At 71.0% G+C, this 15072-nt stretch carries 15 protein-coding genes; 9 read left to right on the forward strand and 6 right to left on the reverse strand.

The features are described 5' to 3' along the window. Positions 1 to 128 precede the first annotated feature (128 nt). On the reverse strand, positions 129 to 1538 hold the full coding sequence (gene dnaA / locus MU522_RS04695; protein ID WP_146354607.1) for a chromosomal replication initiator protein DnaA: 1410 nt from the start codon (positions 1536 to 1538) through the stop codon (positions 129 to 131). 334 nt (positions 1539 to 1872) lie between these two features. Here dnaA and rpmH point away from each other — a divergent pair, with 334 nt between their 5' ends. The 8 genes from rpmH to MU522_RS04735 all read left to right on the forward strand — a co-directional run bounded on the left by rpmH (position 1873) and on the right by MU522_RS04735 (position 7920). Beyond that, positions 1873 to 2010, forward strand: coding sequence for a 50S ribosomal protein L34 (gene rpmH, locus MU522_RS04700; RefSeq protein ID WP_071299798.1), 138 nt, complete (start codon positions 1873 to 1875; stop codon positions 2008 to 2010). An 8-nt stretch (positions 2011 to 2018) separates the two neighbouring features. After that, positions 2019 to 2345 carry a ribonuclease P protein component gene (gene rnpA, locus MU522_RS04705; protein ID WP_146354605.1) on the forward strand — a complete coding sequence of 109 codons (327 nt, stop codon included), beginning with the start codon at positions 2019 to 2021 and terminating at the stop codon, positions 2343 to 2345. After that, a complete protein-coding gene (yidD, locus tag MU522_RS04710) occupies positions 2342 to 2644 on the forward strand; it encodes a membrane protein insertion efficiency factor YidD (RefSeq protein ID WP_128189640.1) in 303 nt (100 codons plus the stop codon). The genes rnpA and yidD overlap by 4 nt, the downstream gene beginning before the upstream one ends. Positions 2645 to 2648: 4 nt before the next feature. After that, positions 2649 to 3608: a membrane protein insertase YidC gene (gene yidC, locus MU522_RS04715; protein ID WP_128189641.1), complete on the forward strand. Its 960-nt coding sequence runs from the start codon at positions 2649 to 2651 to the stop codon at positions 3606 to 3608. A 1-nt stretch (position 3609) separates the two neighbouring features. Continuing rightward, positions 3610 to 4092 (forward strand): R3H domain-containing nucleic acid-binding protein, encoded by a 483-nt coding sequence (locus tag MU522_RS04720; RefSeq protein WP_146354601.1) that lies wholly within the window; start codon positions 3610 to 3612, stop codon positions 4090 to 4092. Positions 4093 to 4095: 3 nt separating this feature from the next. Further along, entirely contained in the window at positions 4096 to 4746 is a 651-nt protein-coding gene (rsmG, locus tag MU522_RS04725; protein ID WP_128189643.1) for a 16S rRNA (guanine(527)-N(7))-methyltransferase RsmG, read from the forward strand. A gap of 1306 nt (positions 4747 to 6052) precedes the next feature. Next, entirely contained in the window at positions 6053 to 6886 is an 834-nt protein-coding gene (locus tag MU522_RS04730; RefSeq protein WP_246993446.1) for a ParA family protein, read from the forward strand. Further along, positions 6883 to 7920, forward strand: a complete 1038-nt coding sequence (locus MU522_RS04735; RefSeq protein ID WP_246992839.1) for a ParB/RepB/Spo0J family partition protein — start codon at positions 6883 to 6885, stop codon at positions 7918 to 7920. Before MU522_RS04730 ends, MU522_RS04735 begins: the two co-directional genes overlap by 4 nt. A 68-nt stretch (positions 7921 to 7988) precedes the next feature. Here the strand turns inward: MU522_RS04735 and trxA are convergent, their stop codons facing one another. The 5 genes from trxA to MU522_RS04760 all read right to left on the reverse strand — a co-directional run bounded on the left by trxA (position 7989) and on the right by MU522_RS04760 (position 13403). After that, the gene (trxA, locus tag MU522_RS04740) at positions 7989 to 8300 is read right to left on the reverse strand and encodes a thioredoxin (RefSeq protein WP_128189645.1); all 312 of its coding nucleotides are present in this window, start codon (positions 8298 to 8300) and stop codon (positions 7989 to 7991) included. Next, positions 8297 to 9271, reverse strand: coding sequence for a thioredoxin-disulfide reductase (gene trxB, locus MU522_RS04745; protein WP_246992841.1), 975 nt, complete (start codon positions 9269 to 9271; stop codon positions 8297 to 8299). Before trxB ends, trxA begins: the two co-directional genes overlap by 4 nt. A 45-nt stretch (positions 9272 to 9316) precedes the next feature. Further along, positions 9317 to 9703 carry a hypothetical protein gene (locus tag MU522_RS04750; RefSeq protein ID WP_246992843.1) on the reverse strand — a complete coding sequence of 129 codons (387 nt, stop codon included), beginning with the start codon at positions 9701 to 9703 and terminating at the stop codon, positions 9317 to 9319. A 62-nt stretch (positions 9704 to 9765) separates the two neighbouring features. Continuing rightward, positions 9766 to 11415, reverse strand: coding sequence for a lipid II flippase MurJ (locus tag MU522_RS04755; protein WP_146354597.1), 1650 nt, complete (start codon positions 11413 to 11415; stop codon positions 9766 to 9768). Further along, positions 11412 to 13403: a DUF6049 family protein gene (locus MU522_RS04760; protein ID WP_246992845.1), complete on the reverse strand. Its 1992-nt coding sequence runs from the start codon at positions 13401 to 13403 to the stop codon at positions 11412 to 11414. Before MU522_RS04760 ends, MU522_RS04755 begins: the two co-directional genes overlap by 4 nt. 98 nt (positions 13404 to 13501) lie before the next feature. Between MU522_RS04760 and MU522_RS04765 the strand changes: the two genes are divergently transcribed. After that, positions 13502 to 14959, forward strand: a complete 1458-nt coding sequence (locus tag MU522_RS04765; protein ID WP_246993448.1) for a CCA tRNA nucleotidyltransferase — start codon at positions 13502 to 13504, stop codon at positions 14957 to 14959. Positions 14960 to 15072 lie beyond the last annotated feature (113 nt).

Below are 15072 nucleotides of genomic sequence, written 5' to 3' on the forward strand. Positions count from 1 at the left end.
GGCGTTGAGCGCGCAGGCAAGAAGGTCGAGGAGCGCGCGGCGAAGCCGCCCGCGTCACGAGCCCTCACTGCTGCAACAGGCAGCAGTCTCATGAGCCCAGAGCAGAGCCCCAGCGCCCGAAGAGCCCCCTACGCGCCGGCCCGTTGCCGGATCCGCGAGGTGAGCTCCGTCACCTGCGTGTAGACCGAGCGGCGCTCCTGCATGAGCTTCTCGATCTTCTTGTTCGCGTACATCACGGTGGTGTGGTCGCGGTTGCCGAACAGCTGCCCGATCTTCGGCAGCGACATGCTCGTCATCTCGCGGCACAGGTACATGGCGATCTGGCGCGCGAGCGCGATGGTCTGCGAGCGGGAGGAGCCGTGCAGGTCGTCGACGCTGAGCCGGAAGTACGCGGCGGTGTGGCTGATGATGTCGCTCGGGGACACCACCGCCTCCTCGTCGAAGGAGAAGAGGTCCTTCAGCACCGTCTGCGCGAGGTCCATCGTCACGGGCAGCCGGTTGAGGCTCGCGAACGCGGTGACGCGGATGAGGGTGCCCTCGAGCTCGCGGATGTTCGACTGCACCTTGTCGGCGATGACCGACAGCACCTCGGCGGGGATCTGGATCCGCTCCGCCTCCGCCTTCTTGCGCAGGATCGCGATCCTGGTCTCGACGTCGGGCACCGTCACGTCGGTGATGAGCCCCCACTCGAAGCGGCTGACCATGCGCTCCTCGAAGCCCTGGAGGTGCTTCGGCGCGACATCCGAGGTGATGACGACCTGCTTGTTGTGGTCGTGCAGCGTGTTGAAGGTGTGGAAGAACGCCTCCTGCGTCGACTCCTTGCCCTTCAGGAACTGGATGTCGTCGATGAGCAGCACGTCGACGTCGCGGTAGCGCTGCTGGAACGACTGGTTCAGGTTGTTGGCGATCGAGTTGATGAAGTCGTTGGTGAACTCCTCGCTCGACACGTACCGCACGCGGATGCCCGGGTACATGCCCTCGGCGTAGTGGCCGATGGCGTGGAGCAGGTGCGTCTTGCCGAGACCGGAGTCGCCGTAGATGAACAGTGGGTTGTAGGCCTTGGCCGGCGTCTCGGCGACGGCGAGCGCCGCGGCGTGCGCGAAGCGGTTCGAGCCGCCGATGACGAAGTTGTCGAAGACGTACTTGGGGTTGAGGCGCGAGTCGCCGCGACGCGACGACATCTCGGACGGCTCCCGCTCGTAGCTCGCGACGGGCGCGACGACCGGCTCGGAGGCGGGGTCGTCGATGACGTCCGGGAGGGGCTCCTCGTGCTCGAGCTGCGGGTTCACGACGATCTTGAACGACGAGATCTCCACAGCGTTGTCCACAAGCGCCTCGGTGATGGGGAGGCGGAGGCGCTGCTCGAGCATGTCGCGCGTGAGATCGTTCGGCACCTCGAGGTAGAGGTCGCCGCCCATCACGCCCTGCGGCTCGACGAGGTCGAGGAATCCGCGCAACGACGGGGGAATCCGGGCATCGCCGACAAGGGTCGACAGGACGGAGGACCAGAGCTGTCCGGTGCGTTCGTCCGGGGCCATCGGGATGCGGTTCCTTCGCGTGGGATCGTTGGTGCGGATGCGATTCCACACCATTATCCACAGGTGCTGTGCACGAGTCGTCCGCGGGCTGCGGTGCTCCCCGGGCACCTGCCGCGGCGCGGATTCATAGAGTCTGCACGCATAGCGGACGCCGTGCAAGTCCCATCGCAGCGCGGGCGGCGTGGCGGGAAACGCGGGCCGGCGCCGTTGACCGGGAGCCGCTCCTCGCGTATGGTTGTCAGGTTGCCGCACGAGTCTGCGGCACATCGTCGAGCCCGACGGCTCGACCGCCACGACTTGCGGCGCGCACGCGCCGGACACCGGGAGATCCATCATGAGCAAGCGCACGTTCCAGCCGAACAACCGCCGCCGCGCCAAGAAGCACGGCTTCCGCCTCCGCATGCGCACCCGCGCGGGCCGCGCCATCCTGGCCGCCCGCCGCGCCAAGGGGCGCACCGAGCTCTCGGCGTAGCGCTCGAGGTGCTCGCGAAGGCGAACCGGATCGTGCGCGGCGACGACTTCCGTCGCATCGTGCGCTCTGGTCGCCGCGCGGGCTGCCAGGTCGCGGTGGTGCACCGTGCGAAGCCCGAAGCGGCAGTCAGCCGCTTCGGGTTCATCGTGTCCAAGCAGGTGGGCAACGCGGTGGTGCGCAACCGGGTGCGCCGACGGCTGAGCGAGATCGTGCGCGCCGAGCTGCCGGCGATCGAGCAGGCCGACATCGTCATCCGGGCACTGCCTGCCGCCGCCGATGCCGACTTCGCTAGACTGAGGGCCGACATCGTGCCGCTGCTGGTGCGTCGGTCATGAGTCGGAGCCTGCAGAGGCTGAGGCTGCTGCCCCGCAACATCTGCGTCGCGATCCTCGTCGCCTACCGCGCGGTGATCTCACCGCTCTACGGCGACGTGTGCCGCTACTACCCCAGCTGCTCGAGCTACACCCTGCAGGCCATCCAGCAGCACGGGGTCGTGCGCGGCATCTGGTTGGGCGCTCGACGCATCCTCCGCTGCCACCCGTGGGCGGCCGGCGGGGTTGACGACATCCCAGAGCCGCACCCGCGGCTCGCAACGACTCGGGCGGGGTTCGTCCTCGCTCACAAGGAGCAGTGACAGCTTGGACATCTTCGCCCTGCTGATGTGGCCCATCAAGTGGGTCATCGAGGCGATCCTGGTCGGATTCCACACGCTCGTGACCGCGCTCGGCGGCGACCCGGGGTCCGGCCTCACGTGGGTGCTGTCGATCGTCGGGCTCGTGCTGGTCATCCGCAGCGCGATGATCCCGCTGACGGTGCGGCAGATCGTGTCGTCGCGCAAGTCGCTCGAGATCCAGCCCGAGATCCAGCGCATCCAGAAGAAGTACAAGGGCAAGAAGGATCAGTTCTCCCGCGAGGCGATGCAGCGCGAGACGATGGAGGCCTACCGCAAGGCCGGAACGAACCCGTTCGCCTCGTGCCTCCCCCTGCTCATCCAGATGCCGATCTTCCTCGGCCTGGTGCAGGTGCTCACCGACGCCAACAACCGCATGCCGGGCGTCGGGCTCCTGACCGAGCGCCTCGCGACGCTCTTCAGCGAATCGACGCTCTTCGGCGTCGTGCCGCTGCACATGACGATGGCCGACGGCTTCGCCGAGGGCAGCCTCCCGGTCATCGGGGTGGCGATCCTCCTGACGCTCATCATGGTCGTCACGCAGTTCTACACGCAGCTGCAGATCATGACGAAGAACCAGACTCCCGCGATGAAGGAGTCCCCGATGTACAAGCAGCAGCGGATCCTGCTGTACATCATCCCCGTCTTCCTGCTCGTGTCGGCGTGGCTCTTCCCGCTCGGCACGATGTTCTACTGGCTCGTCTCGAACATCTACACGCTCGTGCAGCAGCTCATCATCATCAACAAGCTGCCGACGCCCGGCTCCGAGGCCGCGCTCGCCCGCGAGGCGCGCCTCGCCCGCAAGCGCCAGCGGATGGGCCTGCCTCCGATCGACGAGGCGACCGCGGCTGAGGAGCCGTCGGTCGAGCTCAAGACCCAGCGGCAGCAGCCGCGCGCGAAGCGACCCAAGTCGCGCCGAGAGGACTGACATGACCGAGCAGGGTGCGGCTGTGGACGCCGACGACCAGGTCGACGAGGGCGAGATCGCCGCCGACTACATCGAGGGCCTCCTCGACATCGCCGATCTCGACGGCGACATCGAGATCGAGCAGAGCGAGACGCGCACGACGATCGTCGTGGGCGAGTCCGGCGATGACTTCGGCCAGCTGTCGCGCCCAGAGGTCGTCGCAGCGCTCCAGGAGCTCACCCGGCTCGCGGTGCAGCAGCAGACCGGCGAGTTCTCGAGGCTCGTGCTCGACGTGGCCGGCTCAAGGGATGCGCGCGCGGAGCAGCTGCAGCGCGTCGTGGATGCGGCGGCTGCGAAGATCGCGGAGGGCGGCGAGCGCGTGGCGCTCGAGCCGATGTCGTCGTACGAGCGGAAGCTGGTGCACGACCTGGTGCGCGAGCACGGGCTGACGAGCGAGTCCGAGGGCGAGGGCGCCGACCGGCACATCGTCGTGCTGCCTGCGTGACCGATGGCTGACGCCACTCCCCCGCTGCCCGAGGCCGAGCCCGCCGTCGCGGCGGCCGTCTTCGGCGATCGCATCGAGCTCGCTCGCTCGTACACCGACTCGCTCGCCCGGAATGGCGAGACGCTCGGCCTGATCGGCCCCCGCGAGCTGCCCCAGCTCTGGACTCGACATATTCTCAATTCTGCGTTGCTCGCCCCGCTGCTGCGCGGCCGCGTGGGCGACGTCGGCTCCGGTGCAGGCCTGCCTGGCCTCGTACTGGCGATCGCGCGACCCGATGTGGAGCTCACGCTCATCGAGCCGATGGAGCGACGCACCGAGTGGCTGCAGGCCGAGGTCGATCGCCTGGGGCTCGACAACGTGACCGTGCTCCGTGCCCGTGCCGAGGAGCTGCCCGGGAGCGGGCGCCTCGCCCCGCTCGATCAGGTGACTGCGCGTGCGGTGTCGGCGCTCCGTACCCTCATCCCGCTCACCGCTCCCCTGGTGCGCAGCGGCGGGCAGCTGCTGCTGCTGAAGGGCGGCCGCGCCCAGGACGAGATCGCTGCGGCGCAGAAGGCGATCCGCAAGCACCGGCTGCACGACGTCGAGGTGCTCGAGCTCGGCGCTGACGTCGGCGTCGACATCACGCGCGTCATCCGCGCCACCGTCGACCCGTAGGACCGGCCTCGCGGGTGCGGGATCGCGGTCCCGCCGTGGCGGGCTGCGCCGCACGCCTGCAGCGGATCGGTCCCTGTGCTCGAGGTTATCCGGCGCCCGGCGGGCCGAGGCGGCGTACACGCCCACCGGGTGCAGTGGCTGGGCGGCGCCGATTCGCCGCCTGCCTCGACGGACGCGTGCGCGGACGCGCATGCTGGTGCTTTGCCCCGTCGGCTCTGCGTGCGGCCTTCACCCCTGGGGTCGCTGGCGAGCGTTTCACGTGGAACATCGCGACCTCGTGCGCGCCCGGTGGGCGCCCTGTTTCACGTGAAACGTCACTCCGGGCTCGCGCGGCCATGGTTCGCGGGCGAGCTCAGGGCTCCGCGGCGGTGGATGACGTTGTTCGGCGGAACCAGAGGTCGCGGCAGCGGGATCCGTTTCACGTGAAACACGCCGGCGTGGGAAGTGCTTTGATCTCGGGAGCTGCGCCTGTGTCGCCCGCGGCGCTCCAATCTGCGAATGTGGCCCACGCACGTCCCCGGCGTTTCGTGGCGAAGCGCCGTGCAGGTTGCTTGTGGAACCCCTCCGGCTCGCGTGCGCAAGGCTGCGCGCGGCAGTGTTGCACGTGAAACATGGCCAGCGCGGCCTTGCGCATCTGTTGGACAGCCCGGATGCCGGCGACTTCGGGTAGGGTGCAGAGCGTGCCACGGGCCCCGCGTCTGTCGAGGCCGAACACAGGCGTCCTGACTCGTGAAGCTGCTGCAGGGAGTTCGAGGCGCGGCAGACGCGTACGATCCGCGCAGCGGCGCCTTCGCAATGTTCCACGTGAAACATCGGCCCGCGCACTGCGACGAACCGAGCAAGGCGCCCCCGCGATCGAGGCGAGGTCGTCCCGGCGCCCAGGATCGAGCGTTCCTGCGGCACGGGCACCGGACGTCGACTGTGGAGAACTGTGGAGAACTGACGGCGGACGCAGGTGGTCCGAAGTTGCGGTCGGACGGCGAATTGCCCACGATTCCGCGGAATCACGCGGGTTTTCAGCTCTCGACCTGCGGCTGAGGGTGAGTGCATCCTGCAGCGAACGGCAACAGTGTTTTCCATAGCCCTGTGGAGAACTGTGGAGCAACAGCGGCTATGAACATCCATCAAGATCCGCCGATCTCGACTTGGCGAACGGGGCTGGACGCGCCAGACTGGGCTTCTTGCACACCTCTCACCCGGAGCCCGTCGCGCGCGCGGCGATGTTCCACGTGAAACATCGATCAGGAAGGCACGCGTGACCACGGGAAAGTTCGACACGACCCCGATCGCTCGCGAGCTCGCCGCGATGGCCCGGCGCCGTCAGGCGCTCTCGGCGCAGGAGCTGCCGCTGCCGAAGCGCACGCGCATCTTCACCGTCGTCAACCAGAAGGGCGGGGTCGGCAAGACGACCACCGCGGTCAACCTCGCCGCAGCCCTCGCGCAGGCCGGCGCTCGCGTGCTCGTGCTCGACCTCGATCCCCAGGGCAACGCCTCGACGGCGCTCGGCATCGACCACCATGCGGACGTCATGAGCACCTACGACGTGCTCATCGACGGCGAGCCGCTCGCGGCTGCGATCGCGATCAGCCCTCAGAGCGACCGCATCCAGGTGGTCCCGTCCACGATCCACCTCGCGGGGGCCGACCTGGAGCTCGCGGGCATGGAGCGGCGCGAGCACCGGCTCCGCGAGGCGCTGGGTGCGCATCTGCGTGACCTGGGGGAGCCGCCCCACTACGTCTTCATCGATTGCCCGCCCTCGCTCGGGCTCCTCACGATCAACGCCTTCACCGCCGCCACCGAGGTGCTCCTGCCGATCCAGTGCGAGTACTACGCGCTCGAGGGCGTCTCGCAGCTGCTCGACACCATCGGCCGCATCCAGGCGCACCTCAACCCGAAGCTCGACGTGTCGACCGTGCTGCTCACGATGTTCGACGGGCGCACGCTGCTCTCGCGGCAGGTCGTCGACGAGGTGCGCTCCCACTTCCCGGAGCAGACGCTCGAGGCGGTCATCCCGCGCTCGGTGCGCGTCTCCGAGGCGCCCGGCTACGGCCAGACCGTCATCGCCTACGACCCGAACTCCCCGGGCGCGCTGTCGTACCGGGAAGCGGCAGCAGAGATCGCACGCAGAGGAGCGGCATGAGCAAGAAGGCAGGGCTCGGGCGCGGCATCGGCGCCCTCATCCCCTCGGGACCGCCGGCCACGGCGACCGACACCGCGGAGCCGGAGGAGACGAGCCAGCCCGCGCCGGCGCGACGGCCGCGCAGAGCGGCGAAGCCAGGCAGCCGCCCGGTCGACGTGTTCTTCTCGGGGGAGGAGGACGAGCACGCGCTGCTCGAGATCCCCGGTGCGAGCTTCGCCGCCGTGGTGCCCACGGACATCCGCCCGAACGCCAACCAGCCGCGCACGACCTTCGACGAGGACGACCTCGCCGAGCTCGAGCACTCGATCCGCGAGTTCGGCGTGCTGCAGCCCATCGTCGTGCGGCCCGTGCCCGTCGGCGACGACGGCACGCACTACGAGCTCATCATGGGCGAGCGTCGCTGGCGCGCGAGCCAGCGCGCGGGGCTCGAGACGATCCCGGCGGTCATCAAGGACACGCCCGATGACGCGATGCTGCGCGACGCGCTGCTCGAGAACCTGCACCGCGCGCAGCTCAACCCGCTCGAGGAGGCCTCGGCCTACCAGCAGCTGATGGAGGACTTCGCCATCACGCAGGAGGAGCTCTCGCGCCGCATCGGCCGGAGCCGCCCGCAGATCTCGAACACCATCCGGCTGCTGAAGCTGCCCGAGCCGATCCAGTCGCGGGTCGCGAGCGGTGTGCTCTCGGCCGGCCACGCGCGCGCGATCCTCTCGCTGCCGACGCCCGAGGCGATGGAGCAGCTCGCGGCGAAGATCATCAATGAAGATCTCTCAGTTCGTGCGGCGGAGGCAGCCGCGGGCCTGGTGCAGACGCGCAGCCCGCGCAAGGCGCCGACCCGGGGCGCCGTGCAGCACGGCCTCGATGAGATCGCCACGAGGCTCGAGGACCGGCTCGACACCCGCGTGCGCATCGCCCTCGGCCGCGCCAAGGGGCAGCTCACGATCGACTTCGCGACGGTCGCCGACCTCAACCGCATCCTGTCGGAGCTGGGGGAGCGGGGCTTCGGCGGGGGCCTCGATCCCGAGGCCGACTGACCGCACGCCTGCAGGCACCGACGACGAGGGCCCCGTGGAACGCATCCACGGGGCCCTCGTCTCGCTGCTCACAGGAAGGCTGCGAGCTCCTGCTCGATCGCCGGCTTCGGCCGGGCGCCGATGAGCTCCTTCACGACCTCGCCGTTCTGGAAGACCTTCATCGCGGGGATCGACGTGATGTTGTAGCGCATCGCCAGGTCGGGCTCCTGGTCGACGTTCACCTTCACGACGTCGAGCTTCTCGGTCTCGCCGTCGATCTGCTCCAGGATGGGGCTGACCGCGCGGCACGGGCCGCACCAGGCCGCCCAGAAGTCGACGAGCACGGGCTTGTCGGCGTTCAGGACATCCTGCTCGAACGATGCGGTGGTGACTTCCTTCACAGTGCTGCCTCCTCAGGGCTGGTGACGAGCGCCGGCACGGCGTGCGCGGCCAGGTAGTGCTCCGCGTCGAGCGCGGCGACGGTGCCGGACCCGGCGGCCGTGACGGCCTGGCGGTAGGTGGGATCGATCACGTCGCCCGCGGCGAAGACGCCCTCGACCGAGGTGCGCGACGAGCGGCCGTCGACGGCGATCGTGCCCTCGGTCGTGAGGTCGAGCTTGCCGTGCACGAGGTGCGTGCGGGGGTCGGAGCCGATCGCGACGAAGACGCCGTCGATGGGCATGGTCCACGTGTGGCCCGACGTCGTGTCGCGCAGCGTGACCGACGACACCTGCTCGGTGCCGTTCGACTCGGTGCCCACGATCTCCTCGACGACCGCGTTCATGATGAAGTCGATCTTCTCGTTGGCGCGGGAGCGCTCGAGCATGACCTCGCTCGCGCGGAAGTGCTCGGAGCGGTGCACGATGGTGACCTTGTCGGCGAACTTCGTCAGGAAGTTGGCCTCCTCCATCGCCGAGTCGCCGCCGCCGACCACGATGAGCTGCTTCTGCTTGAAGAAGAAGCCGTCGCACGTCGCGCACCACGAGACGCCGTGGCCGGAGAGCCGCTCCTCGCCCTCGACGCCGAGCTTGCGGTAGGCGGAGCCCGTCGCGAAGATCAGCGCGCGCGTCTCGAGCACCTCGTCGCCGACGTGGACGCGCTTGACCTCGCCGTCGAGCTCGAGCTCGGTGGCGTCCTGCATGCGCACGTCGGCGCCGAAGCGCTCGGCCTGCTGCTGCATGGCGAACATGAGGTCGGGGCCCTGGATGCCCTCGGGGAAGCCCGGGAAGTTCTCGACCTCGGTCGTGGTCATGAGGTCGCCGCCCATCTCGACGCTCGAGGCGAGCACGATCGGCTTCAGGTTGGCGCGCGCCGCATAGATCGCGGCGGTGTATCCGGCGGGGCCGGAGCCGATGATGATGACGTCGTGCACTGCGTCTCCTGGGTCGTTGCGGGGGTGCTGCAGGGTCAACCGAGTCTAGATCGCGGGCATTCCCGCGTCGCCGCGAGCGCCGACCACGGTCAGCAGGTCGCCGGTCGCGGCGTCGACGACGAGCAGCCCCGCCGCCGGCCACTCGGGCGTGCGCCGCACGACCGGGTGCGCGACGCGGCTGCGGGTGCGGCGATCCCAGGAGTCGACGAGCTGCGCGGTGTCGGCATCGACGATGAGCACGGCCGGATGCGCGTGGGCGAGCGACGAGGAGGCGTCCGACGACCACCAGCCCTCGACCGCGAGCGGCCGCGCGGCCGGCTCGAGCTCGAGCCGCTGCCGCTCGCGGCTCAGCGTCGCGCCGACGATCGCGCCGACGGCGGCGATCGCGCCGACGGCGAGCGGCGCGCCGATGCGGATGAGCGGATGTGCCATGGCGTTCCCCCTCTGCCGCGCCCATGCTAGAGGCCGCGCCTCTGCGCGCGCCCAGCGTCGCGTCAGGCGGCCTGCGGGTCGTCGTCGCGGCCGCGGCCGCGCAGCTTGCCGACCACGATGTCGGCCGTGGCGCGGAAGTCGGGGTTGCGGGTCACGTAGAGCAGCCCGAAGTAGATGATCCCCATGACGGCGCCCGCGGCGGTGCAGGTGAGCGCGCTGCCGAGCATGCCCGACGTGCCGAACCCGCCCGGCACGTAGCCGCCCAGCGCCCAGGTGACGCCCACGCCGGCCGCTGCGGCGACGAGTCCGTAGCCGAGGTACTGGAGGTGCCGGATGCCGATCAGCCGGAACCCGAAGGGGCCGATCTTGCGGCGCACGAGCACGAGCCAGATGGCGAACGACAGGAGGTTGGCGATCGAGACGGCGAGCGCGGTGCCGGCGATCACCCACTCGCCCGGGAGCGTCGACGCCCACCACAGCAGGGCGAACGTGACGAACATGCCGAAGCACGCGTAGAGGAAGGCGGTGCGGGTGTCGCCGAGGGCGAAGAAGACGCGCTGGATGACGTACTCGGCGCTGAAGGCGACCAGGCAGAGCAGGAACGCCCAGATGACCCACGCCATCGCCAGCATGAGCTCGTACGTGGGCTCGAGCAGGCGGGCGAACGGGATGGCGATCACGGCGAGCACGAGGGCCGAGATGGTGGTGAGCATGCCGACGCCGCGGAGGGCGCTCGACAGGTCGGTGCGGATGCCTGCGATGTTGTGCTCGCTCGCGTGGTGCGACATGCGGGTGAAGTACGCGATCGCGATCGAGACGGCGATGATCGAGTGCGGCAGCGAGAAGAGGTACCACGCGTTCTGCATCGTGAGGATGTTGGCGCCCTCGCCGGTGCTCGCGACGCGCGACTGCACGAGGCCCTTGATCTGGCCGATGATGACGATGCCGAACAGCCACATCGCGCTGCGGCCGGTCGCGCGCAGGCCCACCCCGCGCCAGCCGAAGTCGGGCCGGAACCGCAGCCCGGTCCGGCGGAAGAACAGCACGAGCACGAGCGCCTGCACCGCCACGCCGCCGGTCGTGACGAGGCCCAGCACCATCACTCGGTCCCAGTCCCACACGCCCAGGTCGCGGTGCACCTCCTCGCCGCCGAACAGCAGCATGAAGGCGCCGAGCCCCGCGATCGAGACGAGGTTGTTGGCGACGGGCGCCCACGTGTAGGGGCCGAACTGGCCGCGCGCGTTGTAGATCTCGCCGAGCAGCGTGTAGATCGCGTAGAAGAGGATCTGCGGCATGCACCAGTACGCGATGCCCACCGCGAGCGCCATCTGGGCCGCGCTGAAGCCGCCGCCGTCGGCGCTCTCGCTCACCGCGTAGAGCTCGACCAGCAGCGGCGCGGCTGCTGTCGCCAGCACCGCGAGCAGCAGGAAGACCGAGCCGCCGAGGGTGAGGATCTTCGAGACGTACGCCTCGCCGCCGTCGGCGGCCTTCGACGCCTTCACGATCTGCGGCACGAGCACCGCGCTCATGACGCCGCCCGCGACGAGCGCGTAGATGTTGTTCGGCAGCTGGTTCGCGAGGCCGAACGCCTCACCGGCGAGCGAGGCCGACTGGCCGATGGCGACGACGAGCATCACCATCTTCACGAAGCCCAGCACGCGCGAGACCATCGTCCCGGCCGCGATGATCGCGCTCGCCCTGCCTGTGCTCACGCGGTCTCCTCCGGGGTCGGCTCGTCGAGGTCGCCGTGCGCCTGGCCGCGGCGGCGCTTGCGCACCGAGCGGACGATGCCGGAGGCGATGAGCAGCACGATCGCGACGCCCAGCACCCAGGCGAGCGCGGTCTCGATGGTCGGCTGCGAGTTCACCCGCAGGGTCTGCAGCTGGCCGAGCGGCACGCCGTCGGGGGTGTACAGCTGGGCGATCATGAGCACGGTGCCGGTGCCGACGATCTCGATGGGCACCTGCACGCGCTCCTGGCTGCCGGCGGCGACGGTGACGTCGACGCGCGACTGCGGCACGGTGACGAGCGCGTTGGAGGGCCGCACCGACAGCACGACCTGCACCGGCACATCCAGGCGGTTCTCGATCGCGATCGGCAGCGGCGCGCTCTGGCCGGTGGCGTTCAGCGTGCTGCCGGGGAGGATCTGCACCGCGCCGCGCACGTCGCTCATCGCGTCGCCGAGGCCGGCGATCGCGTCACGATCGGCCTGCGTCACCGCGCGGCCGGCGTCCGGGAGCGCCGCGAGCAGGCCGAGCCGCAGCCCGGCGAGGAGCGTGCGGGGCTCCTCGACGATGCTGGCGACGTGGGCGACCTCCGCCTCCTGCGCCAGCGCGTCCTGCACGAGCTCCGCCCCGACGGCCCGCTCGGGGTCGGTCGGGGCGATGAGCGTCGCCTCGCGCGGCTCGACCTCGAGCGCGTCGTCGATGCCGACCGTCTGCACGAAGCGGGCGGAGGCGAGGTCGGCGAGCATCGCGGCCGACGACCCCTGCGAGCTCGCGGGGAGCACCGCGGCGAGGGTGCGGGCGTCACTCGGCCGCTCGCGCGTGATGACGGCCAGCAGCGCCATCGCCTGGGCGCGCGCGTGCCCCGCCATCGCCTCGTCGTCGACGGACGCGGCGCGGATGAGCTCCTGCAGCTGCGCGTCGGCGGCGAGCGCCTCGACGCCGTCGAGGTCGACGAGCGCGCTCGGCGTGCTGCCGGTGAGCTCCTCGTCGAGGTTGGCGCCCGACAGCACCACGGTGCCGATCGCGCTGAGCTCGGCCAGGTCGCCCGTCTGCAGGATGGCGGCGGTCGCGTCGATGACGGGCTCGCGCGTGCCGATGGAGCCGGCCGAGGCGGGCAGCGGGTCGGCGCCCTCGCGCGGGATGCCGAGCGGCTCGATCGGGTGGGCACCCGCGCGCACCTGCGCTATCGGGTCGGCGTTCGCGTACTCGAGCGCGTAGGTGTCGTCGCGGTCGGCGCGCTCGAGCCAGGCGAGCGCGGCCTCGGGGGCCTCGTCGCCGAGCGCCTCGGCGCTCGCCCCGATCGCGGGATCGACGCCGATCGTGGCGCCCGCGCCGAGCGCCGTATCGAGCGCGGCGCGGGTGTCGCCGCCGATCTCGGTGGCGCGCTCGAGCTCGTCGGCGTCGAGCAGGCCGCTCGAGCCGACGCCCGCGTCGATGGGCGCGGCGAGCGCGAGCCGCGTGGGGCTCGACTCGCCCGGCTCGTCGCGCACGACGACGCTCGTGGCGCCCGAGAGGGAGGGGGCGGATGCCGCGAGCCCGTACGCGCCCCACGTCGCGCCGTCGAGGCCCAGGGCCTCGGCATCGACGGTGACCGTCTCCGACGCGCGCCCGAGCGCCGCGACCGCGGGCAGCTCGACCGACGCGACCGCAGAGCTCGCGACGATCGCCTGCCCCTCGAACCAGCGGCTGAGCGTGTAGCGGGTCGAGATGGGGTCGGCGGAGAGCAGCACGTCGACGGTCGTCGCAGGCTGCACGGCCATCGACGGGTTGTCGAGCGAGACCGTGACCTCGAGGCTCTCGCCCTCGCTCAGCAGCGGGTCGACCGGCGCGATCATGAGCGTCGGCGCCTCCGGCGCGGCGGTCGCGCCGGCCTCGGGTGCGGCCGCGAGCGGGGCCGCGAGCAGCGCCGTCGCGACAGCCGCGGCGGCGCACGCTGTCGCGCGCCGTCGCGCCAGGCGACCTGCCGACAGCATGCGCCCAAGTGTAGGGAGTGCCGCCATGGGTCCCGCGCGACGACGGCGGCCGCGCCCGCCGCCGCGCGGGTGGGGCAGAATGGGCGGTCGTGACCGACATGGCCGAGGCGACCGCGCGACTGCACGCGCTCGTCGCCGCCGCGCCCACGGCGCAGCTCGCCGAGGCGTTCGCGGCCGCGGACCACGAGCTGTCGCTCGTCGGCGGCCCGGTGCGCGACGCCTTCCTCGACCGGCCCGTCACCGACCTCGACTTCGCGTCGAGCGCGACGCCCGACGAGATCCTCGCGATCGTGGAGCCGCTCGCCGAGGCCACGTGGGACGTCGGGCGCGAGTTCGGCACCATCGCCGCGCGCATCGGGGCCGAGACGATCGAGATCACGACCTACCGCGCCGACCAGTACGACGGGGTCTCGCGCAAGCCGCAGGTCGCCTTCGGCGACGCGCTCGAGGACGACCTCGTGCGGCGGGACTTCACCGTCAACGCCATGGCGCTGCGGGTGACGCCGGTGCGCGGCGGGGGAGCGGGGGCGGATGCGTCGCCGCAGCTCGTCGACGTCGGCGGCGGCCTCGAGCACCTGCTGCAGGGCGTGCTCGACACCCCGCAGTCGCCGGAGCGATCCTTCGACGACGACCCGCTGCGGATGATGCGCGCCGCGCGCTTCGCCGCGCAGCTCGGCTTCGACGTCGCCCCCCGCGTGGTCGAGGCGATGACGGCGCTCGCCCCGCGCATCCGCGACATCTCCGCCGAGCGCGTGCGCGACGAGCTCACCAAGCTGCTCCTCACGGCCCGCCCCGTGCCGGGCATCCGCCTGCTGACCGACACGGGCATCCTCGACATCGTGCTGCCGGAGGTGCCGGCGCTGCGGCTCGAGGCCGACGAGCACGCGCACCACAAGGACGTCTACGAGCACTCGCTCACCGTGCTGCAGCAGGGGATCGACCTCGAGGGGTCGCGGAACCCCGGAGCGGCGCCCGACCTCGTCTCGCGGCTCGCGGGGCTGCTGCACGACATCGGCAAGCCGGCGACCCGCCGCATCGAGGGCCGCACCGTCACCTTCCACCAGCACGACCTCGTCGGCGCGCGCCTGGCGAAGCAGCGGCTGAAGGCCCTGCGCTTCGACAACGACACGGTGAAGGCGGTCGCGCGGCTCGTCGAGCTGCACCTGCGCTTCTACGGCTACGGCGAGCAGGCGTGGACCGACTCGGCGGTGCGGCGCTACGTGCGAGACGCGGGTCCGCTGCTCGAGCGCCTGCACATCCTCACGCGCTCCGACGTGACGACCCGCAACCGCCGGAAGGCCGAGCGGCTCGACTTCGCCTACGACGACCTCGAGCGGCGCATCGCCGAGCTCCGCGAGCAGGAGGAGATGGACGCGGTGCGTCCCGACCTCGACGGCGAGCGGATCATGGCGATCCTGGGGCTCCGGCCCGGCCGCGAGGTGGGGGAGGCCTACCGGATGCTGCTCGAGCAGCGGCTCGAGCACGGGCCGCTCGGCGAGGCGCGCGCCGAGGCGATCCTGCGCGAGTGGTGGGCGGCGCGCGCGGTGGAACTCTAGAGCGGAGACCCTCTCGGGTCTCCGCTGCGACCAGCGCCGACGTCCGTCGCGGGCGTCGGATCCCGCTCTGGCGCGCGGATGCGCGGGTGCGGTAGGATCGCCAGGTTGCGCGG

Source organism: Agrococcus sp. SCSIO52902, from assembly GCF_022983135.1.
Classification (GTDB): Bacteria; Actinomycetota; Actinomycetes; order Actinomycetales; family Microbacteriaceae; genus Agrococcus; species Agrococcus sediminis.

Coding starts and splice junctions, on each gene's coding strand:
- yidD (WP_128189640.1), top strand. CDS start 2,342: ATGAGTCGGAGCCTGCAGAGGCTGAGGCTGCTGCCCCGCAACATCTGC.
- rpmH (WP_071299798.1), top strand. CDS start 1,873: ATGAGCAAGCGCACGTTCCAGCCGAACAACCGCCGCCGCGCCAAGAAG.
- MU522_RS04730 (WP_246993446.1), top strand. CDS start 6,053: ATGGCCCGGCGCCGTCAGGCGCTCTCGGCGCAGGAGCTGCCGCTGCCG.
- rsmG (WP_128189643.1), top strand. CDS start 4,096: ATGGCTGACGCCACTCCCCCGCTGCCCGAGGCCGAGCCCGCCGTCGCG.
- MU522_RS04720 (WP_146354601.1), top strand. CDS start 3,610: ATGACCGAGCAGGGTGCGGCTGTGGACGCCGACGACCAGGTCGACGAG.
- MU522_RS04750 (WP_246992843.1), bottom strand. CDS start 9,703: ATGGCACATCCGCTCATCCGCATCGGCGCGCCGCTCGCCGTCGGCGCG.
- MU522_RS04735 (WP_246992839.1), top strand. CDS start 6,883: ATGAGCAAGAAGGCAGGGCTCGGGCGCGGCATCGGCGCCCTCATCCCC.
- dnaA (WP_146354607.1), bottom strand. CDS start 1,538: ATGGCCCCGGACGAACGCACCGGACAGCTCTGGTCCTCCGTCCTGTCG.
- MU522_RS04760 (WP_246992845.1), bottom strand. CDS start 13,403: ATGCTGTCGGCAGGTCGCCTGGCGCGACGGCGCGCGACAGCGTGCGCC.
- MU522_RS04765 (WP_246993448.1), top strand. CDS start 13,502: ATGGCCGAGGCGACCGCGCGACTGCACGCGCTCGTCGCCGCCGCGCCC.